Source organism: Geodermatophilus sp. SYSU D00758 (assembly GCF_054049955.1).
Genome location: NZ_JBJGYK010000001.1, coordinates 67,283 through 86,474 on the forward strand (window position 1 = coordinate 67,283; position 19,192 = coordinate 86,474).

The window sequence follows — 19,192 nt, forward strand, 5'->3', positions numbered from 1 at the left end:
CGCGGGCCCGGCGCGTGGAGGCTGCGCGCCCGGGCCCGTGGTGACACGATCGCGCAGGACCGGTGCCGTCGCGCCGGCCTCCGGTCCCGCTCGCCCGCGGACGGCCCGGCCGTCGCCGTCCCGGGGCGGACCGACCGCCGACCGAGAGGAGAGCCGTGACCCAGCCCGCGACGACCCTGCCCGCGCTCGTGCGGGCGGCCGCCCGCGCCCGCCCGGAGGCGCCCGCGGTGGTGGCGGGGCAGGAACGGCTCAGCTGGGCCGAGCTCGACGCGCAGGTGGACCGGGCCGCGGCCGGGTTCGCGGCCCGGGGCCTCGCGCCCGGCGACCGGGTGGCGGTGCAGCTGCCCAACGGCAGCGCCTGGCTGCGGGCGGTGCTCGGTGCGCTGCGGGCCGGCTGCGTCGTCGTCCCGGTGAACACCGCCTACACCGACCCGGAGCTCGAGTACGTGCTCGGCGACTCCGGGACGTCGCTGCTGGTGGCCTCCGCCGACCGGCCGCCCCTGGCGGGGGTGCCGGTGATCGCCGGGCCGCCGCACGGGGACGGTGACCCGCCGGCCCCGCCGGAGGACCCCGCGGCGCCGGCCTTCCTGGCCTACACCAGCGGCACGACCGGCCGACCGCGCGGCGCGGTGCTCACCGCCGCCGCGATGCGGGCCAACCAGGAGCAGTGCCTGGCGATGGACCCGCCGCCGGTGCGGCCCGACGACCGGGTCCTGCTGGTCCTGCCGCTGTTCCACGTCTACGGCCTCAACGCCGGCTTCGGGCTGGTCGCCGCCACCGGGGCCTGCGCGGTGCTCCTGGACTCCTTCGACCCGGCCGCGGCGCTGGCGGCCATGGCGGCCGAGGAGGTCACCGCCGTCCCCGGCGCCCCGCCGATGTACCAGGCCTGGCTGGCGGAGGCGGACGCGGCCGGCTCCGACGCCGCGCTGCGGCGGGCCTTCGCCGCCGTCCGGATCGCCTCCTCCGGCGCCGCACCGCTGCCGGCCGAGGTCTGGACGGCGATGCGCGAGCGGGCCGCGGTCACCGTGTGGGAGGGATACGGGCTCACCGAGGCCTGCCCGGTCGTGGCCAGCACGCTGGCCACCGGGCGGGCGAAGCCGGCCTGCATCGGTGGCCCGCTGCCGGGGGTCGAGGTGCAGCTGCGCGACACCGCCCTGCACGAGCCGGCCGGGGACCGGGAGGGGAGCGACGGGACGGAGGAAGGCCCGGGCGAGATCTGGGTGCGCGGCCCGAACCTGTTCTCGGGGTTCTGGCCCGACGGTGCCGACGGGCCGGACGCCGACGGGTGGCTGGCCACCGGCGACCTGGCCTACGCCGACGAGGACGGCGACCTGCACCTCGTCGACCGGCGCAGCGACCTGGTCCTGGTCAGCGGCTTCAACGTCTACCCCGCGGAGGTCGAGCGGGTCCTGGACAGCCACCCGGCCGTCGCCGAGAGCGCGGTGATCGGCGTCCCCGACCCCCGGACGGGCAACTCCGTGCGGGCCGTCGTCGCGCTGCGCCCCGGGCGGACGCTGACCTACGAGGAGCTCCGCGAGCACGCGGCCGCCTCGCTGGCCCGGTACAAGGTGCCGTCCTCGGTGCACGTGCTCGCCGCGCTCCCGCACTCGCTGACGGGGAAGGTGAGCCGGGCCCGGCTGCGCGAGCTCGGCCTCACCCGCCCCGACGGCGGCCTCCCGGAGGAGGACGACGGTGCCTGACCTGCAGCTCCTGACCCGGGACGGGTGCCACCTCTGCGAGGTGGCCGCGGAGACCCTCGAGCGCCTCGCGGCGGAGGCCGGGACGACGGTGACCCTGGTGGACGTCGACGCCGACCCCGAACTGCAGGCCGAGTACGGCGACCGGGTGCCCGTGGTGCTGCTCGACGGCCGCGAGCACTCCTACTTCACCGTCGACGTGCCGCGGCTGCGCCGCGACCTCGGCCTGGTCTGACCCGCCCTCCGCGACGGGGCGAGCCCGGACCTACCCCACGCGGTGGTCCTCGGCGCGCTCACCCCTCGGGCCGCTCCCGGGGAACCGACCCCGCACCGCCCGGTGGACGGCGTCCGGGTACGGCTCGGCCGCGGCGGTCGCCGTCCGCACCAGGTCCAGCGCGGCGTGGGCACCGGTGCCCAGGGTCCGCCCGTCCGGCGCCGTGCCCGCCGCGTCGTCGAGGGCCAGGACGTCGGCGGCGAGGAGCACCTCGACGGCGAGGACGTCCTCCAGGAGGGCCAGCGCGGCCTCGGCCTTGCGGGCGCTGAGCGGGGCCCCGGTGGCGTGGTCCTCCACGCCGTTGTCCAGCGGCGGGACGTCGAGGGTCGCCGGAGCGGCCAGCTGCCTCAGCTCGGCCACCACCGCGGCTGCGCTGGGTCGCAGCGCCAGGCCGTGCGCGGTCGACGGCGGCGGGCCGGTCAGCTGCCGGAAGAACGCCTCCCACAGGTGGGAGAGCCGGCGGTCCCCGAGCTGCCCGACCGCGGCGACCGCGATCCGCAGCGCGTCGCAGGCGATGGCGAGCACCATCGGGTGGAAGTTGCCGTTGCTGACCAGCGCGCGCTCCTCGACCGACACCAGTGGGTTGTCCGCCGCGGCCGCCAGCTCGGCCTCCACCGCGGCGCGGGCGGCCGCGACCTGCTCGCGGAGCGCGCCGTGCACCTGCGGCACCACCCGGAACGACAGCGGGTCCTGCACCGACGCGGGACCGTCCGGGGCGAGCAGCGCGCTGCCGGTCAGCAGGTCCCGCAGGTGGTCGGCGGCCGCCACCTGCCCGGCGATCGGCTTGGCCCGCCCGACGGCGGGGTGCACGACCGACGGATTGGCGCGGATCGCCTCCATCGAGAGCGCGGCGGCGACGTCGGCCGCCTCGGCGGTCCGCGCCGCCCGGGCGACCACCAGCGCCGCCTGGCCCACCGACACCCCGTTGGCCGAGATCAACGCCAACCCGTCCTTGCCGCTGAGCACCAGCGGGGCGATGCCGGCCCGCCGCAGGGCCTCACCGCCGTCGAGCACCTCGCCGCGGTACGCCGCCCGGCCGCGGCCGATGGCCACCTGCGCCATCCCGGCCATCTGGCCGATGTCGGCCGCCCCCACCGACCCGGTCGCCGGTACCACCGGGTGGACCCCGGCGTTCAGCATCGCCGCCAGCGTCTCGGCGGCCGCCACCGACGCGCCCGACCCGCCGCGCGCGATGCCGGCGAGTCGCACGGCCAGCGCGGCGCGCACCACCGGCACCGGCAGCGGCGGCCCGACCCCGCCCGCGTGCGACAGGACGAGGAACTGCTGCTCGCCGCGGATCTCCTCCTCGCTCAGTCGGGAGTCGCGCAGGTGCCCGACCTGGGTGGTCAGGCCGTAGACCGCCGCGTGCGAGGACAGCGCCTCGTCGACCACGGCGCGGGCGGCGGCGATCGCGTCCCGCGCCGCGGGGCCCAGCTCCACGCGCGCGCCGTCGACCACGGCGAGCAGGTCGTCCACCGACAGGGGCGCGCTGGTGATCGTCACGGTCGCCACGGGGGCCTCCTCGGCGGGTGGGAGGAGCGCGTCGGGACGACGGTAGGCCCGCGCCTCCGGCCGCTCCCCCGGTCCCGGCGCGCGAGGTCGGTGACGAGCGCCCCTGTGCACCCCGGGGGACCGCGAGGACCGTCGGGCCCTACCCGGAGCGGGTGCTCGTCACCGACCTCGTGGACCGCGCCCAGCCGCTGGTCCGCTACGAGCTCGCCGACGCGGTCACCGAGGTCCCACGGCCCAACCTGGCCGGCCGTGGCGCTGCCTGGTCTCGGTGGACGGCCGCACCCCGGACATCCTGCACCTGCCCGGCCCGGACGGCGCCCGGGTGCCGGTCCACCCGTCGGTGCTCGGCTCAGCGGTGGCGCCCTTCCCGGAGGGCGGCCAGTACGCGTTCGTGCAGGACGCGACGGGCCTGCACGCGCGGGTCGTGCTGGGCCCGGGCGCCGCCGCGGACGTCACCGGGCGGCCGCGCGCGGCGCTGCTGGCGGCGGTGACGTCGCTGACGCCCGAGCCTGGGACGAAGTCCCGGTCGGTCCGCACGGGGTGACGGCCCGCGTGCGGCGCCGGACCGCCCCCACCGGCGGACCCCGCACCGGCCCCCCGACGGGGGCCGGTGCGGCCGCGGGGTATGGTCCTCACCACAGGCGGGCGGATTCGCGCCGGTGGCGGCCCCAGGAGGCCCCCGGCGACTTTGTTCCTGCGTTCACAAGCGGTTACCGTGGCGTTCGCCGGGCAGGAGTGCCCGGCTCCCCGATGTCGTCCGTCCGCACCGGCGCCCGCCGGCCCGCGGGTGCGACCGCTGTGGAGAGCCCGTGACGCAGCCGCGGCCCCGGATCCCGGAGGCCACCGTCGCCCGCCTCGCCGTGTACCTCCGGGTGCTGACCGGCCTGGCGGACGGTGGTCGCACCACCGTCTCCTCCGGCGAGCTGGCCTCGGCCGCCGGCGTCAACCCCGCCGGGCTGCGCAAGGACCTCTCGCACCTGGGCCCGTGCGGCGTGCGCGGGGTGGGCTACGAGGTGGCCACCCTGCGGGACCGGATCGCCCGGGTGCTCGGTGTCGAGCGGTCGCGCGCCTGCGTGCTCGTGGGCATCGGCAACCTCGGCGCGGCCCTGGCCGACTACGCCGGCTTCGGCGGCCGGGGCTTCCGCTTCGTCGGGCTCTTCGACGCCGCCCCCGCGCGGGTGGGGCAGCGCGTCGGCGGGCAGCCGGTCCGCCCCATGGAGGAGCTCGCCGAGGTGGTCGCCGCGACGGCGGCCAGCATCGGGGTCATCGCGACACCGGCCGAGGTCGCGCAGTCGGTCTGCGACCGGCTCACCGCGGCCGGGGTGAGGAGCATCTTGAACTTCGCACCGGTGGCGCTCGCCGCGCCGCGGGACGTCGACGTCCGCCAGGTGGACCTCTCCGTCGAGCTGCAGGTCCTGGCCTTCCTCGGCCAGCAGCGCGACACCGGCGCCCCGGCGCTGCCCGCCGCGTCCGTGGAGGTGCCGGCATGAGCCTGCTGGCCGTGGGCGTGAGCCACCAGACCGCGCCCGTCGCGCTGCTCGAGCAGTTCGCCATGGGCGCCGACGAGACGACCAAGGCCCTGCACGAGCTGGTCGACACCCCGCACGTGAGCGAGGCCATCGTGCTCGCGACCTGCAACCGGGTCGAGGTCTTCGCCGAGGTCGACCGCTTCCACGGGGGTGTCGCCGAGGTCAGCCGCGTGCTGGCCCGCCAGGCCGGGGCCACCGTCGAGGAGCTGTCGCCCTACGTCACCGTGCACTACGAGGACGAGGCGGTGCGCCACCTGTTCACCGTCGCCGCGGGCCTGGACTCCATGGTCGTCGGCGAGACCCAGGTGCTCGGGCAGCTGCGCAACGCCTACGCGCTGGCCCGCGAGCAGGGCACCGTCGGCCGGGCCCTGCACCCGGTGGCCCAGCGCGCCCTGCGGGTGGGCAAGCGCGTCCACTCCGAGACCGGCATCGACCGCGCCGGCGCCTCGCTGGTGTCGGTCTCCCTCGACCGCGCCGAGGAGCGCATCGGGCCGCTGGCCGGGCGCGGGGTGCTGGTCGTCGGCGCCGGCTCGATGGGCGCGCTGGCCGCCACCACGCTGGCCCGCCGCGGTGCGGGCGTGACGGTCATCAGCCGCACGCCGGCCTCCGCGCAGCGGCTGGCCGACGCCGTCGAGGGCCGCGCCGCCGGGCTCGGGGACCTGACCGGGGAGCTGGCCGCGGCCGACGTCCTCGTCACCTGCACCGGCGCCCGCGGGCTGGTCGTGGGAACCGACGTCGTGAGCGCCGCGCTGACCGGCCGCACGGGCCGCCCGCTGGTGGTCGTCGACCTCGCGCTGCCCCGTGACGTCGACCCCGGCGTGGCCGGGCTGCCCGGCGTGCACGTGGTGGACCTGGCTCTCCTGCAGAGCGAAAAGCGCACGGCTCTCCTGCAGAGCGAAAAGCGCACGGCTCTCCTGCAGAGCGAGGAGCGCACGGCCCTCCTGCAGGGCGAGGAGCGCACGGCTCTCCTGCAGAGCGAGGAGCGCACGGCCCTCCTGCAGGGCGAGCGGGGGGCCGACCGGCTCCCGGGCGACCCGGTCGCCGGGGCGGTCGGGACGGACGACATCGCCTCCGCGCACGCGCTCATCGAGGCCGAGACCGCGCTGCTGCGCGCCGAGCGGCAGGCCGCGGCCGTCGCCCCCACGGTGTCGGCCCTGCGCAGCCAGGCCGCCGAGGTCGTCGACGCCGAGCTGCTGCGGCTGTCCGCCCGGGTCCCGGACCTCGACGCGAAGGCCCGCGCCGAGGTGGCCCGCACCGTCCGCCGCGTCGTCGACAAGCTGCTGCACGAGCCGACCGTCCGCGTCAAGGAGCTGGCCGGCGCCCCCGGTGGGGTCGACTACGCCGACGCGCTGCGCGCCCTCTTCGGGCTGGGCATCGACGCCGAGGTGGTCCCCGAGCGGACCAACCTGGCCGAGGCGGTCACCGTCGACCCCGACGAGCTGCGGCGCGGGGGGAGCTCGTGAGCGTCTCCACCACCACCCTCCGGCTCGGCACCCGTGCCAGCCTGCTGGCCACCACCCAGTCCCGGGCGGTCGCCGACGCGCTCACCGCGGCCACCGGGGTCGAGGTCCAGCTGGTGCCCATCAGCACGGAGGGCGACCGGTCGTCGGCGTCCATCGCGCAGCTCGGCGGCACCGGCGTCTTCGTCGCCGCGATCCGCCGGGCACTGCTCGAGGGGACCGTCGACGTCGCCGTCCACAGCTACAAGGACCTGCCGACGCTGCCCGAGCCGGGCCTGTCGGTGGCCGCCGTCCCGCCGCGGGAGGACCCCCGCGACGCGCTGGTGGCCCGGGACGGCCTGACCCTCGGCGAGCTGCCGCCCGGGTCGCGGGTGGGGACCGGCGCACCGCGCCGCGTGGCCCAGCTGCGCGCCCTCGGCCTCGGCCTCGAGGTGGTGCCGATCCGCGGCAACGTGGACACGCGGGTGAGCCGGGTCGTCCCCGGTGACCTCGACGCGGTGGTGCTGGCGCGGGCCGGGCTGACCCGGCTGGGCCGGCTCGACGCCGTGACCGAGACCCTCGACCCGCTGCAGGTCCTCCCGGCGCCGGCCCAGGGCGCCCTGGCCGTCGAGTGCCGCAGCGCCGACGAGGGCACCCGCGCGCTGCTGGCCACGCTCGACGACCCCGCCACCCGGGCGTGCGTGCTGGCCGAGCGCACCGCCCTGGCCACCCTCGAGGCCGGGTGCAGCGCCCCGGTGGCCGCCTACGCCGAGCTCGCCGAGGGGGAGGACGGCCCCGAGCTGTACCTCCGCGCCTCGGTCACCGCGCTGGACGGCAGCGACGCCGTCCGCGCCTCCCTCACCGGACCGCTCGAGGCCGCCGAGCGCCTCGGCCGCGACATCGCGGCCGACCTGCTCGACCGCGGCGCCGCCGAGCTGATGGCGGCCGGCCGGTGAGCCCCACCCCGACCGGGGCGCGCGCCCCGGTCCTCCCGACCCCCGCACACGGGCCCTCCGGGGCCATGAACAGGAGCACGCGATGACGCGCCCCCGCAAGCACAACGGGACGACCGGCACGGTCGTCTTCGTCGGCGCCGGCCCGGGCGACCCCGGGATGCTGACCGCCCGGGCGACCGCCGCGCTGACCGAGGCCGACGTCCTCCTCGTCGACCCCCACCTGCCGCCGGCCCTCACCGACGCCGTCGGCGCCGCCCGGCCCGACCTGCAGCCGGAGACCGTCTCCGGGGAGCCCGCCGAGGTCGCCAAGGCGGCCGTGGCCCAGGCCAAGAGCGGCGGCACCGTCGTCCGGCTGGTCGCCGGCGACCCGTTCACCGACGACGCCGTCGTCAAGGAGGTGCTCGCCGTGGGGCGCACCTCCGTGCCCTTCGACGTCGTGCCCGGCGTCGCGACCGCCACGGCGGTCCCCGCCTTCGCCGGCGTCGCCCTCGGCGGGACGTCGCTGTCGGCGGACCTGCGCGCCGAGGTCGACCTCGCCGCGCTCGCCGCCGCCGCCTCGGGCCTGGGCGCCCCGCTGGTCCTGTCGGCCGACGCCGGCCAGCTGCCCGACGCCGCGGTCGGCCTGGTCGAGGGCGGTCTGCCCGGCAGCACCCCGGTCGTGGTGACCACCGGCGGCTCGGGGACCGGGCAGCGCAGCGTGGTGACCAAGCTGGCGGCCGTCGCCGAGAAGACCGCCGGCCTCGACGCGGTCACCGGGCCGGTCGTGGCGACGGTCGGGTCGGCCGTCGACAAGCGCGGCAAGCTGTCCTGGTGGGAGAGCCGGCCGCTGTTCGGGTGGCGGGTCCTGGTGCCGCGCACCAAGGACCAGGCCGGGGAGATGAGCGACCGGCTGCGCGCCTACGGGGCGGTCCCGGTCGAGGTGCCGACGATCGCCGTCGAGCCGCCGCGCAGCCCCGCCCAGATGGACCGCGCCATCAAGGGCCTGGTCACCGGCCGGTACGGCTGGATCGTGTTCACCTCGGTGAACGCGGTCAAGGCCGTCCGCGAGAAGTTCGTCGAGCTCGGCCTGGACGCGCGCGCCTTCGCCGGCGTCAAGGTCGCCTGCGTCGGTGAGCAGACCGCCGACGCGGTGCGGGCCTTCGGCATCGTGCCCGAGCTCCTGCCGACCGGGCCGCAGTCCAGCGAGGGCCTGCTGGCCGACTTCCCCGAGTACGACGACGTCCTGGACCCGATCGACCGGGTGCTGCTGCCCCGCGCCGACATCGCCACCGAGACCCTCGCCGCCGGGCTCAAGGAGCGCGGCTGGGAGATCGACGACGTCACGGCCTACCGGACCGTCCGGGCCGCGCCGCCGCCCGCCCCCGTCCGCGAGGCGATCAAGGGCGGCGGGTTCGACGCGGTGTGCTTCACCTCGTCGAGCACGGTGCGCAACCTCGTCGGCATCGCCGGCAAGCCGCACGCCAAGACCGTCGTCGCGGTGATCGGCCCGCAGACGTCGGCCACCGCGCAGGAGTTCGGCCTGCGGGTCGACGTGCAGCCGGAGACCGCCGCCGTCGGGCCGCTGGTCGACGCCCTCGCCGAGTTCGCCGCCGCCCGCCGGGCCGAGCAGGAGGGCGAGGGGAAGTGAGCGGGGGCGCGAGCCCCGGCTTCGCGCGCGGGCGCCGGCTGCGGTCGACGCCCGCGCTGCGGCGGCTGACCGCGCAGACCCGGCTCTCGCCGGCCGACCTGGTGCTGCCCGTCTTCGTCAAGGAGGGCATCGACGAGCCGGTGCCGATCTCCGCCATGCCCGGGGTCGTGCAGCACACGCCGGACTCCCTGCGCAAGGCCGCCCACGAGGCGGCCGAGGCCGGGATCGGCGGGCTCATCCTCTTCGGCATCCCGTCGGAGAAGGACCCGGTCGGCTCCCAGGCCGACGCCGCGGACGGGATCGTCAACGTCGCGCTGCGGCAGCTGCGGTCCGACGTCGGTGACGACCTGGTGCTCATGGCCGACCTGTGCCTGTGCGAGTACACCGACCACGGGCACTGCGGGCTGGTCACCCCGGCCGGGGTCGTCGACAACGACCCGACGCTGGACCGGTACGCCGCCGTGGCGGTGGCCCAGGCGCAGGCCGGCGCCCACGTCATCGCCCCGAGCGGGATGATGGACGGCCAGGTCGCGGCCATCCGCCGGGCCCTCGACGGCGACGGGTGGACCGAGACGCCGGTGCTGGCCTACGCGGCCAAGTACGCCTCCGGCTTCTACGGCCCGTTCCGCGAGGCCGCCGAGGGGGCCCCGCAGTTCGGCGACCGGTCGACCTACCAGATGGACCCGCCCAACGCCGACGAGGCGCTGCGGGAGGTGCGGCAGGACCTCGACGAGGGCGCCGACGCGGTGATGGTGAAGCCCGCGCTGCCCTACCTCGACATCGTGGCCCGGGTCGCCGACGCCGTCGACGTCCCGGTCAGCGCCTACCAGGTCAGCGGCGAGTACGCGATGGTCGAGGCGGCCGCCGCCCGCGGCTGGGTCGACCGGCGGCGGGCGGTGCTCGAGACGCTCACCGCCATCCGCCGCGCCGGGGCCGGCACGGTGCTCACCTACTGGGCGGTGGAGGCGGCGCGCTGGCTGCGCTGAGCGGCCGGGGCGGCCGGGGTCACGTCGAGCCCGGGGGCTCCTGGCGGCCGTTCTGGGCCACCGCCGGGGTCCTCGCGGTGCTGGTCGCCGCCGATGCGCTGGTCGCCCCCGGCCCCGGCCCGCTCGCGTGGGCGCTCGCCGGGCTCGCCGTCCTGGGCCTGGTGGCCGCCGGCGTGCTCGCCGCGCGGCGCACCTGGACGGTCCGGGTGGACGCCGACGGTCCCGACGCGGCGCTCACCGTGGGCCGGGAACGGGTGCCGCTGCACCGCATCGACGCCGCGCACCTGCGGGCGGTCACCGCCGGCACCGCCGGGGTGGACGCCGGGGCGCCGGTGCTCGGCGGCGCGGGCTCGCTGCCGCGCGGCCGGTCGGGGCTGCCGCTGCGGCTCACCGACGGGCGCACCGTGCTGGTGCCCTCGCGGGACCCGGCGGCCCTCGCCGCGACGCTGCTGGCCACCGTGACGGACACCCCCGGCACCGGACCGGGGGAGGAGGGGACACTGGGGTCGTGACCTCGCTGGACAGCCCGCCGTACGCCTACGAGGCCCCCGCCTCCGCCGATCTGTTCGCCCGCGGGCAGCGGGTGACCCCGGGAGGGGTCAACAGCCCGGTCCGCGCCTTCCGGGCGGTCGGCGGCACACCGCGGTTCATGGCCTCGGGTTCGGGCCCGTACCTGACCGACGCCGACGGGCGCCGCTACGTCGACCTGGTCTCCTCGTGGGGGCCGCTGATCCTGGGGCACGCCCACCCGGCCGTGGTGGAGGCGGTGACCGCGGCCGCCCGCCGCGGCCTGTCCTTCGGCGCCCCGACCGAGGGCGAGCTGGAGCTGGCCGAGGAGATCGAGGCGCGGATGCCCCCGGTCGAGCAGGTGCGGCTGGTGAACTCCGGAACCGAGGCGGTGCTCTCGGCGATCCGGCTGGCCCGCGGCGCCACCGGCCGGCCCCTGGTGGTCAAGTTCGCCGGCCACTACCACGGCCACGTCGACGCGCTGCTGGCCTCCGCCGGCTCCGGCGTGGCGACCCTCGGCCTCCCCGACACCCCCGGGGTCACCACGGGCGCGGCCGCCGACACCGTGGTGCTGCCCTACAACGACGTGGCCGCCGTCGAGGCCGTCTTCGCCGAGCGCGGGGACCGCATCGCCTGCGTCATCAGCGAGGCGGCGGCCGGGAACATGGGCGTCGTCCCGCCGCTGGACGGCTTCAACGCCGAGCTGCGGCGCATCACCGCGGCGCACGGCGCGCTGCTGGTCCTCGACGAGGTCATGACCGGCTTCCGGGTGTCCCGCTCCGGCTGGTACGGCATCGACCCGGTCGACGCCGACCTGTTCACCTTCGGCAAGGTCATGGGCGGCGGGCTGCCCGCGGCGGCCTTCGGCGGCCGCGCCGACCTCATGGGCCACCTGGCGCCGGCCGGGCCGGTCTACCAGGCGGGCACCCTGTCGGGGAACCCGGTGGCCGTCGCCGCCGGGCTGACCACGCTGCGGCACTGCACCGAGGACGTCTACGCCCGCTGCGACGAGGTCGCCGCGACCCTCCGCGGTGCGGCCAGCGCCGCGCTGTTCGCCGCCGGCGTGCCGCACCGGGTGCAGCAGGCCGGCTCGATGTTCTCGGTGTTCTTCGTGCCGGACGACCGGCAGGTCCGCGACTACGACGACGCCCGGTCGCAGGAGGCCGCCCGCTACACCGCCTTCTTCCACGCGATGCTCGCCCGCGGGGTCTACCTGCCGCCCTCGGCGTTCGAGGCCTGGTTCGTCAGCGCCGCGCTGGACGACGAGGCCGTCGGCCGGGTGCTCGACGCGCTGCCCGCCGCCGCCCGCGCCGCCGCCGCCGTCGACCCGGCGAGCGCCCCGCCGGCCGAGGAGCCCGCCGACGCGCCCACCGGGATGAGCACCTGATGGCCGAGACGACCGTCGTCCACGTGCTCCGCCACGGGGAGGTGTTCAACCCCGAGAAGGTCCTCTACGGCCGGCTGCCGGGCTACCGGCTCTCCGAGACCGGCGAGGCGATGGCCCAGGCCGCTGCGGAGTGGCTGGCCGACCGGGGGGTCACCCACCTGGTCTCCAGCCCGCTGGAGCGCGCCCAGCAGACCGCCGCCCCGATCGCCGCGACCCTGTCGCTGCCCGTCGAGATCGACGACCGGCTCATCGAGGCCGGCAACGCCTTCGAGGGGCTGCGGGTCGGCGTGGGGGACGGCGCCCTGCGCATGCCCCAGCACTGGTGGAAGCTCCGCAACCCGTTGCGGCCCTCCTGGGGCGAGCCCTACGTGGAGATCGCCGCGCGCATGCTCGCCGCGGTCGAGGCGGCCCGGGACGCCGCCCGCGGCTCCGCCGCGGTGTGCGTCAGCCACCAGCTGCCGATCTGGACCCTGCGGCTGCACCTGCAGGGACGCCGGTACGCGCACGACCCGCGGCGGCGGCAGTGCGGCCTGGCCAGCGTCACCTCGCTGACCTTCGACGGCGACCGGTTCACCGGCCTCTCCTACGCCGAGCCGGCCGGCGCCACCGACCCCGACGCGGTGCCGGGCGCATGAGGCGGACCCCGACGGCGGTGCTCACCGCCCTGCTCGGCGCCCTGCTGCTGGCCGGCTGCTCGGCCGGGGCCGACGCGGTCGACGTCAACAACGGCGGCCAGTTCCGCTTCGTCGCCGGGACCCCCGCCGGGGAGGTCATCCCCGAGGAGGAGCGCGCCGCGGCGCCGGACTTCTCCGGCACCCTGCTCGGCGGCGGCTCGTTCGACTCGGCCGAGCTCGACGGCGACATCGCCGTCCTCAACTTCTGGGGCTCGTGGTGCCCGCCGTGCCGGGTCGAGACCCCGCAGTTCCAGGAGGTCTACGCCGACGTGCGCGACCGCGGCGTGGCCTTCCTCGGCGTCAACGTCAAGGAGACCAGCGAGCAGTTCGCCCAGGCCTTCGTCGACAGCCAGGGCATCGAGTTCCCCTCGCTGTCGGACCCCCGCGGCGAGGTCGCCCTGGCGTTCCGGGACTACCCCGCGAACGCGATCCCGTCGACCATCGTGCTCGACCGCGCGGGGCAGGTGGCGGCGGTCTACACCGGCGAGGTGGCGCAGGAGGACCTCCGCGCGGTGCTCGACATGCTCCTGGCCGAGGGGAGCTGAGCCGTGGGCGAGACGTTCAGCGGCCTGGTCACCGACGGCCCGCTGCTGGTGGCCGCGGCGGTGGCCGCCCTGGTCGGGCTGGTCAGCTTCGCCTCGCCCTGCGTGCTGCCGCTGGTGCCCGGCTACCTCTCCTACGTGACCGGCCTCGCCGGTGCGGGGGCCGGCGCGGGAGCCGGGGCCCGCAGCGGGGCCGCCGCCGGCGCCGGGGCCCCGGCGGCCGGGGGGAGCACCTCGACGGCGGTGCGCAGCCGGGTCGACGAGCGGTCCCCGCGCGGGCGGATGGTGCTCGGGGCGTTGCTGTTCGTCCTGGGCTTCACCGTCGTCTTCGTCGCCTTCGGCGCGGCGTTCGGCGGGCTGGGCCGGCTGCTGCTGCAGTACTCCGACGTCCTGACCCGCGTGCTCGGCGTCGTCACCGTCGCCATGGGCCTGGCCTTCCTCGGCTGGCTACCCCTCCTCCAGCGCACCGCGCGGCTGTCCGCCCGGCCGGTGGCCGGCCTGGCCGGCGCGCCCCTGCTGGGGGTCGTCTTCGGGCTGGGCTGGACCCCCTGCCTCGGCCCGACGCTGGCCGCGGTCAACTCGCTGGCCTACGTGGAGGCCACCGCCGGCCGCGGGGCGCTGCTCGGCGTGGCCTACTGCGCGGGCCTCGGCATCCCGTTCGTCCTGGTCGCCCTCGGGGCGCGCTGGGCCCTCGGCGCCACCTCGGTGCTGCGCCGCCACGCCCGGACCGTCACCCGCGTCGGCGGGGCGCTGCTCGTGGTCGTGGGCGTCCTGCTCGTGACCGGCGCCTGGACCGAGATGATGGGCTGGCTCCGGTCGTGGCTGGCCGCCACCGGCTTCGCGGAGACCTCGCTGTGACGATCGAGGCCCCCCCGCGGCCGGCCGAGGCCCCGCAGCCGCCCGCCCGCCCGTCGACCGGCCACCGGGCGTGGGCGGTGTGGCTGCGCTGGTGGCGCCGGCTGACCGCCATGCGGACGGCGATCGTCCTGCTCTTCCTGCTCGCCGTCGCGGCGATCCCCGGGTCGCTGCTGCCCCAGCGCTCGCTGTCGCAGAACAACGTCCGGCAGTACTACCTCGACCACCCGACGCTGGCGCCGGTGCTCGACCGGCTCTGGCTGTTCGACGTCTTCTCCGCGCCGTGGTTCGCCGCGGTGTACCTGCTGCTGTTCGTCTCGCTCATCGGCTGCGTCGTGCCGCGCATCGCCGAGCACGCCCGCGCGCTGCGGGCGGCCCCGCCGCCGGCACCGCGGCGCCTGCTGCGGCTGCCCGACTCCGCCGAGCTGGCCACGCCGCTGGCCGGCCCGGCCGCCCTGGACGTGGTCGAGGAGGAGCTGCGGGTCCGCCGCTTCCGCGTCGTCCGGCGCTCCGGGGCCGCGGGGGAGGAGCTGTCGGCCGAGAAGGGCTTCTGGAAGGAGACCGGCAACCTGGTCTTCCACCTGTCGCTGGTCGCGCTCCTGCTCGGGCTGGCCGGCGGAAAGCTGTGGGGGTACGAGGGGAGCATCCTGGTCACCGAGGGCCAGGGCTTCTGCAACTCCTTCCAGCAGTACGACACCTACTCGGCCGGGCCGCTGGTCGAGGGCTCCGACCTGAGCCCGCTGTGCGTCGACCTCGAGGACTTCCGCGCCGAGTACGAGGAGGACCTCACCGCCGCCTCCTACACCGCCGACATCTCCTACGGGCCGCCCGGCGAGGAGGGGCGGCGGACGACGATCGGCGTCAACGACCCGCTGCGCACCGACGGCGACCGCGTGTACGTCACCGGGCACGGCTACAGCCCGCGGTTCACCGTCACGCTCCCGGACGGCACGGTGTTCGAGGGCGTCTCGGCGCCCTTCCTCCCCGCCGACCAGGCCACGCTGGCCAGCGAGGGCGCGCTCAAGCTCCCCGACCTCGGCGCGGGGGTCGAGGACCAGCTGGCCGTCGAGGGGTTCCTCGCCCCGACCGGCGTGCTCCAGGGCGGCATCCTCACCTCGATCGACCCCCGGCCGCTGTCGCCGCAGGTCGCGGTCCTGGTCTACCGCGGCTACCTCGGCCTGGACTCCGGCCTCCCCCAGTCGGTGTACTCCCTCGACGCCGCGCAGATCGAGCGCGGCAGCCTCACCGAGGTGGGCCGGTCCAACCTGGCGGTCGGGGAGTCGCTCACCCTGGACGACGGGACGACGATCACCTTCGACGGCGTCGACCAGTTCGCCGCGCTGCAGTTCTCGCACGACCCCGGCCAGGTGTGGGTCCTCGTCGCCTCGATCACCCTGCTCGCCGGGCTGCTGGCGCTGCTCCTGCTGCGCCGCGAGCGCTTCTTCGCCCGCGCCGCCGCCGCACCCGACGGCGGCGGTACCGTGCTGACCGTCGGCTCCCTCACCCGCGGCGGTGGCGACAGCGCCGAGCGGTTCGCCGAGCTGACCGGTGAGCTGCGGACGGCGCTGGCCGACCGCTCCTCCCCGACCCCGCCGGCCGGCGGGGTCGACCCGCACCCCGGAGGTCCCCACCCGTGACCGTCGACCCCGCCCTGGCCGAGCTGTCGGACACGCTCTTCTCGGCCAGCGTCGCCGTCTACTCGGTGGCCGTCGTGGCGTTCTGCGCGCAGCTGGCCTTCGGCCGCCGGCCGGCCCGGCAGCTGGTGGCCGCGGGCGCCGGCGGCAGCGCTCCTGCGGCGGGGGACGGCGCCACGGACCCGGGTCCCGCCGCGTCGCCGGCCGACCGGGCGTCCCGCTGGGGTGCGGTCGGGCTCGCGCTGACCGTCGTCGGTGCGCTGGTGCACGCCGGGGTGCTGGTCACCCGCGGGCTGGCCACCGACCGGCTGCCCTGGGGCAACATGTACGAGTTCGCCACCGCGGTGGTCCTCGTCGGCGTGGTCTCCTTCGTCGTCCTCGCCGTGCGCGTGCCGGGTGCCCGCGACATCGGCGCCTACGTGCTCGCACCCGTCGTGCTCGCGCAGGTCGCCATCGGGCTGTTCCTCTACGCCGAGGCCGGCCCGCTGGTCGCCGCGCTGCGCTCGAGCTGGCTGGCGGTGCACGTCAGCAGCGCCGTCCTGGGCTTCGGCGTGTTCTTCGTCAGCGGGATCGCCAGCGTGCTCTACCTGCTGCGGCTGCGCCACGACGCCCGCGGCGGGGACGACGGCTCGGTGCTCGCCCGGCTGCCGGGGGCGGTCACCCTCGACCGGGTCGCCCACCGCACGGCGGTGTTCGGCTTCCCCGTCTGGACCTTCGCCGTCATCGCCGGCGCGATCTGGGCCGAGAGCGCGTGGGGCCGGTTCTGGGGCTGGGACCCCAAGGAGACCTGGGCCTTCATCGCGTGGGTGGTCTACGCCGGCTACCTGCACGCCCGGACGACGGCGGGCTGGCGCGGACGGCCCGCGGCGTGGGTCAACATCGTGGGCCTCGGCGTCATGGTCTTCAACCTGCTGTACGTCAACATGGTCTCGACCGGGCTGCACAGCTACGCAGGTCTCGACTGAGCCCCCTGTCGTCACACCGGGTGACTCCTGTCCCGGGGCGCGGCGTCGCATGTCGCCCCCGTGCGGCGTGTCGTGCTTCCATGCGCGCATGACGCACCGTGGGAGGAGCTCCCGTGGGTAGGCACTCGGCGGCCGAGGGCGCCGCGGTGGACCCGCTCGTGGCCGCCGCCCTGGCGCGCCGCCCGGCGACCGACGGCCGGCGCGCGCCGCACGGCGAGGGGGAGCTCGGCTGGCCCGGGGAGGGTGAGCGGCACGAAGGCCTCGGCTGGCCGGGAGGCGTGCACGAGCCCGACGACGCCACCCCGCAGGACGGGGGGACCGGCACCGGACCCGCAGCGGCACCGGCGGACGGGCCCGGGCGCGCGGCCGGGCACGAGGCCGACGACACGGCGCAGATGGACCGGCTGCCGGACCCGCCGGGTCTCGGGGCCCCGCCCGGGCCGGGCGGGGACGTGCCGCCGCGCCGCCGCGCCGGCTGGCGGCGCTTCTTCCGCGCCGCCTGAGAGGACCCCTCCTCCCCGCTCGCAGGCTCGCGCCGAGCCGCCGCACGGGGCCGCCGCCCGGATCCGGGCGGCGGGGACGACCGCCGGGGAGCGGGGCTCAGGCCGGCGAGCCGTCGTCGCGCCGGGCGCGGCGCTCCAGCTCGCGGAGGAAGTCGGAGTCGTCGTCCGGCCCCACGACCCGGCCGGTCGACGGCCGGGGACGGCTCGGCGGCCGGGGCGGGCGCGGCAGCCCGCCACCACCGCCGCCACCGGGACCACCGCTCGCGGAGGCCGCTCGCATCACGAGCACGACGACCGCGACGGCGACCAACAGCACCACCAGCAAGGCCACGACGCCCACCCCCTCGAGTCCCGACAGCCCGTCCGACACCACAGTACGTCCGCGGGGATACTCGGTTGCGTGCGGCGGACGTCCCGCGGCACGGGCAGAGGACGGAGAGCGCCATCGACGCCGTCGACCGGCAGCTGATCGACCTGTTGCGGGCCAACGGCCGGGCGAGCTACGCCGAGCTGGCCCGCCAGGTGGGCCTCTCGGCGCCGTCCGTGCACGAGCGCGTGGGCAAGTTGGAGGCCGCGGGGGTCATCACCGGCTACCGTGCCGTGGTCGACCCCGCGGCCGTCGGGCTGGACGTCACCGCGCTGGTCGGCGTCATCGAGAGCGACTCGGTCGACGACACGGGCGTCGAGGAGGCCCTGCGCGCGATGCCCGAGATCGAGGACTGCTGGCGGGTCGCCGGCAGCGAGGGCTACGTGCTCAAGGTCAGGGTGACCGACATCCCGGCACTGGAGGCGGCCATCAGCGCGTTGAACAGGATCAGAGGCGTGGCGCGCACCCGCACCACGGTCGTCCTGAGCACGAAGTGGGAGGGTCGTCATGGCTGAGCGGGCCGTACCGGGCGCACCGACCGGAGGGCCGGCGACGCCGCCGAAGGTGCTGCCGTGGCTGGCCGTCTACACCGTCGGGCGCTTCGCGATCGCCGCGGCGCTGGTGCTGCTGCTCTGGTGGGTGGGCATGCCCGGCTTCCCCGGGCTGCTGTTCGGGCTCCTGCTGTCGATGCCGGCCGCCTACCTGCTGCTGCGGCCCTCGCGGGAGCGGCTCACCGAGGCCCTCGCGGCCCGCAGCGTCGCCCGCAAGCAGGCCCGCGCCGACCTCGACTCCCGGCTCGCCGGCGACGACGCCGCCTGAGGCGGTCACCCGCTGAGCGCGGCGGTCACCCGCTGAGCGCGGCGGTCACCCGCTGAGCGCGAGGCCCAGCGCCAGCAGCACCCCGGTGGCCAGGGTGAGCAGCCCGGTGCCCTGCAGCGCCCCGATCAGCGCCGGTCCCCGGCCCCCGGAGAGCACGGTCCGCACCGGCGGGACGGCGAGCGGTGCCGCGAGCAGCGCCAGCAGCGCCGCCGGCCGCCCGATGCCGATGGCGACGACCACCGCGGCGGAGACCACGGGCAGCGCGGCGAACAGCGACCGCGTGCGGCGCTCGCCGAGCAGCACCGCGAGCGTGCGCTTGCCGACGGCCGCGTCGCCCTCCACGTCGCGCAGGTTGTTCACCACCAGCAGCGCCACCGACAGCAGCCCGATCGGCACCGAGGCGGCGACGGCCAGGCCGTCGACGGAGCCGGTCTGCACGAACGTCGTCCCCACGACGGCCACCAGGCCGAAGAAGACGAACACGAACACCTCGCCCAGCGCCCGGTAGCCGTAGGGCAGCGGGCCGCCGGTGTAGGTCCAGGCCGCGGCGATGCAGGCCGCGCCGACGGCCAGCAGCCACCAGCTGGTCAGCGCGGCCAGGGCGAGACCGGCCAGCGCCGCGACGGCGAACGAGGCGACCGCCGCGGCCAGCACCTGCCGGGGGCTCGCCGCCCCCGAGCCGACCAGCCGCATCGGGCCCACCCGGGTGGCGTCCGTGCCGCGCACCCCGTCGGAGTGGTCGTTGGCGTAGTTCACCGCGACCTGCAGCGCCAGCGCCACGACGAGGGCGAGGACGGCCGTCAGCGGCCGGAATCCGTCGAGCGCGGCGGCGGCCCCCGTGCCGACGAGGACGGGCGCCAGGGCAGCGGGCAGGGTCCGGGGGCGGGCCGCGGCCAGCCACTGGGCGGGGGTCGCCACG

Annotated in this window: 21 protein-coding genes; 18 read left to right on the top strand and 3 right to left on the bottom strand. The window is 77.2% G+C overall.

Annotation, left to right across the window (positions count from 1 at the left end):
• The first annotated feature begins 155 nt into the window (after positions 1-155).
• Both ACI8AC_RS00375 and ACI8AC_RS00380 read left to right on the top strand, forming a co-directional pair.
• Positions 156-1,700 carry an AMP-binding protein gene (locus ACI8AC_RS00375; RefSeq protein WP_456894144.1) on the top strand — a complete coding sequence of 515 codons (1,545 nt, stop codon included), beginning with the start codon at positions 156-158 and terminating at the stop codon, positions 1,698-1,700.
• Positions 1,693-1,932 carry a glutaredoxin family protein gene (locus ACI8AC_RS00380; protein ID WP_456894146.1) on the top strand — a complete coding sequence of 80 codons (240 nt, stop codon included), beginning with the start codon at positions 1,693-1,695 and terminating at the stop codon, positions 1,930-1,932. The genes ACI8AC_RS00375 and ACI8AC_RS00380 overlap by 8 nt, the downstream gene beginning before the upstream one ends.
• A gap of 30 nt (positions 1,933-1,962) precedes the next feature.
• Here ACI8AC_RS00380 and ACI8AC_RS00385 read toward each other — a convergent pair whose 3' ends face one another.
• On the bottom strand, positions 1,963-3,483 hold the full coding sequence (locus ACI8AC_RS00385; protein WP_456894147.1) for an aromatic amino acid ammonia-lyase: 1,521 nt from the start codon (positions 3,481-3,483) through the stop codon (positions 1,963-1,965).
• A gap of 268 nt (positions 3,484-3,751) precedes the next feature.
• Here ACI8AC_RS00385 and ACI8AC_RS00390 point away from each other — a divergent pair, with 268 nt between their 5' ends.
• From ACI8AC_RS00390 to ACI8AC_RS00455, 14 genes are all read left to right on the top strand, one after another.
• The gene (locus tag ACI8AC_RS00390) at positions 3,752-4,027 is read left to right on the top strand and encodes a hypothetical protein (protein WP_456894149.1); all 276 of its coding nucleotides are present in this window, start codon (positions 3,752-3,754) and stop codon (positions 4,025-4,027) included.
• A 265-nt stretch (positions 4,028-4,292) separates the two neighbouring features.
• A complete protein-coding gene (locus tag ACI8AC_RS00395; protein ID WP_456894151.1) occupies positions 4,293-4,973 on the top strand; it encodes a redox-sensing transcriptional repressor Rex in 681 nt (226 codons plus the stop codon).
• Positions 4,970-6,475 carry a glutamyl-tRNA reductase gene (gene hemA / locus ACI8AC_RS00400; protein WP_456894153.1) on the top strand — a complete coding sequence of 502 codons (1,506 nt, stop codon included), beginning with the start codon at positions 4,970-4,972 and terminating at the stop codon, positions 6,473-6,475. Before ACI8AC_RS00395 ends, hemA begins: the two co-directional genes overlap by 4 nt.
• Positions 6,472-7,407 carry a hydroxymethylbilane synthase gene (gene hemC / locus ACI8AC_RS00405; protein WP_456894155.1) on the top strand — a complete coding sequence of 312 codons (936 nt, stop codon included), beginning with the start codon at positions 6,472-6,474 and terminating at the stop codon, positions 7,405-7,407. The genes hemA and hemC overlap by 4 nt, the downstream gene beginning before the upstream one ends.
• Before the next feature lie 82 nt (positions 7,408-7,489).
• The gene (locus ACI8AC_RS00410; RefSeq protein WP_456894157.1) at positions 7,490-9,034 is read left to right on the top strand and encodes a uroporphyrinogen-III synthase; all 1,545 of its coding nucleotides are present in this window, start codon (positions 7,490-7,492) and stop codon (positions 9,032-9,034) included.
• On the top strand, positions 9,031-10,020 hold the full coding sequence (gene hemB, locus ACI8AC_RS00415; protein ID WP_456894159.1) for a porphobilinogen synthase: 990 nt from the start codon (positions 9,031-9,033) through the stop codon (positions 10,018-10,020). The genes ACI8AC_RS00410 and hemB overlap by 4 nt, the downstream gene beginning before the upstream one ends.
• Positions 10,021-10,097: 77 nt before the next feature.
• Positions 10,098-10,532, top strand: coding sequence for a hypothetical protein (locus tag ACI8AC_RS00420; protein WP_456894161.1), 435 nt, complete (start codon positions 10,098-10,100; stop codon positions 10,530-10,532).
• Positions 10,529-11,914 (top strand): glutamate-1-semialdehyde 2,1-aminomutase, encoded by a 1,386-nt coding sequence (hemL, locus tag ACI8AC_RS00425; RefSeq protein WP_456894163.1) that lies wholly within the window; start codon positions 10,529-10,531, stop codon positions 11,912-11,914. Before ACI8AC_RS00420 ends, hemL begins: the two co-directional genes overlap by 4 nt.
• The gene (locus tag ACI8AC_RS00430) at positions 11,914-12,549 is read left to right on the top strand and encodes a histidine phosphatase family protein (RefSeq protein ID WP_456894165.1); all 636 of its coding nucleotides are present in this window, start codon (positions 11,914-11,916) and stop codon (positions 12,547-12,549) included. Before hemL ends, ACI8AC_RS00430 begins: the two co-directional genes overlap by 1 nt.
• Complete coding sequence (locus tag ACI8AC_RS00435; RefSeq protein WP_456894167.1) at positions 12,546-13,133, top strand: TlpA family protein disulfide reductase; 588 nt, start codon at positions 12,546-12,548, stop codon at positions 13,131-13,133. Before ACI8AC_RS00430 ends, ACI8AC_RS00435 begins: the two co-directional genes overlap by 4 nt.
• A gap of 3 nt (positions 13,134-13,136) precedes the next feature.
• Entirely contained in the window at positions 13,137-13,988 is an 852-nt protein-coding gene (locus tag ACI8AC_RS00440) for a cytochrome c biogenesis CcdA family protein (RefSeq protein ID WP_456894169.1), read from the top strand.
• Entirely contained in the window at positions 13,985-15,622 is a 1,638-nt protein-coding gene (resB, locus tag ACI8AC_RS00445; RefSeq protein ID WP_456894171.1) for a cytochrome c biogenesis protein ResB, read from the top strand. The genes ACI8AC_RS00440 and resB overlap by 4 nt, the downstream gene beginning before the upstream one ends.
• A complete protein-coding gene (gene ccsB, locus ACI8AC_RS00450) occupies positions 15,619-16,584 on the top strand; it encodes a c-type cytochrome biogenesis protein CcsB (RefSeq protein WP_456894173.1) in 966 nt (321 codons plus the stop codon). The genes resB and ccsB overlap by 4 nt, the downstream gene beginning before the upstream one ends.
• A 113-nt stretch (positions 16,585-16,697) precedes the next feature.
• Positions 16,698-17,087 (top strand): hypothetical protein, encoded by a 390-nt coding sequence (locus tag ACI8AC_RS00455; protein WP_456894175.1) that lies wholly within the window; start codon positions 16,698-16,700, stop codon positions 17,085-17,087.
• 97 nt (positions 17,088-17,184) lie between these two features.
• Here the strand turns inward: ACI8AC_RS00455 and ACI8AC_RS00460 are convergent, their stop codons facing one another.
• Positions 17,185-17,418 carry a hypothetical protein gene (locus ACI8AC_RS00460; protein WP_456894177.1) on the bottom strand — a complete coding sequence of 78 codons (234 nt, stop codon included), beginning with the start codon at positions 17,416-17,418 and terminating at the stop codon, positions 17,185-17,187.
• A gap of 65 nt (positions 17,419-17,483) precedes the next feature.
• Here ACI8AC_RS00460 and ACI8AC_RS00465 point away from each other — a divergent pair, with 65 nt between their 5' ends.
• Together ACI8AC_RS00465 and ACI8AC_RS00470 are read left to right on the top strand one after the other, a co-directional pair.
• Complete coding sequence (locus ACI8AC_RS00465; protein ID WP_456894179.1) at positions 17,484-17,969, top strand: Lrp/AsnC family transcriptional regulator; 486 nt, start codon at positions 17,484-17,486, stop codon at positions 17,967-17,969.
• The gene (locus tag ACI8AC_RS00470; protein WP_456894181.1) at positions 17,962-18,273 is read left to right on the top strand and encodes a DUF4229 domain-containing protein; all 312 of its coding nucleotides are present in this window, start codon (positions 17,962-17,964) and stop codon (positions 18,271-18,273) included. Before ACI8AC_RS00465 ends, ACI8AC_RS00470 begins: the two co-directional genes overlap by 8 nt.
• A 45-nt stretch (positions 18,274-18,318) precedes the next feature.
• On the opposite strand, the gene ACI8AC_RS00475 is transcribed toward ACI8AC_RS00470, so the two are convergent.
• On the bottom strand, positions 18,319-19,191 hold the full coding sequence (locus tag ACI8AC_RS00475) for a 1,4-dihydroxy-2-naphthoate polyprenyltransferase (RefSeq protein ID WP_456894183.1): 873 nt from the start codon (positions 19,189-19,191) through the stop codon (positions 18,319-18,321).
• Position 19,192 lies beyond the last annotated feature (1 nt).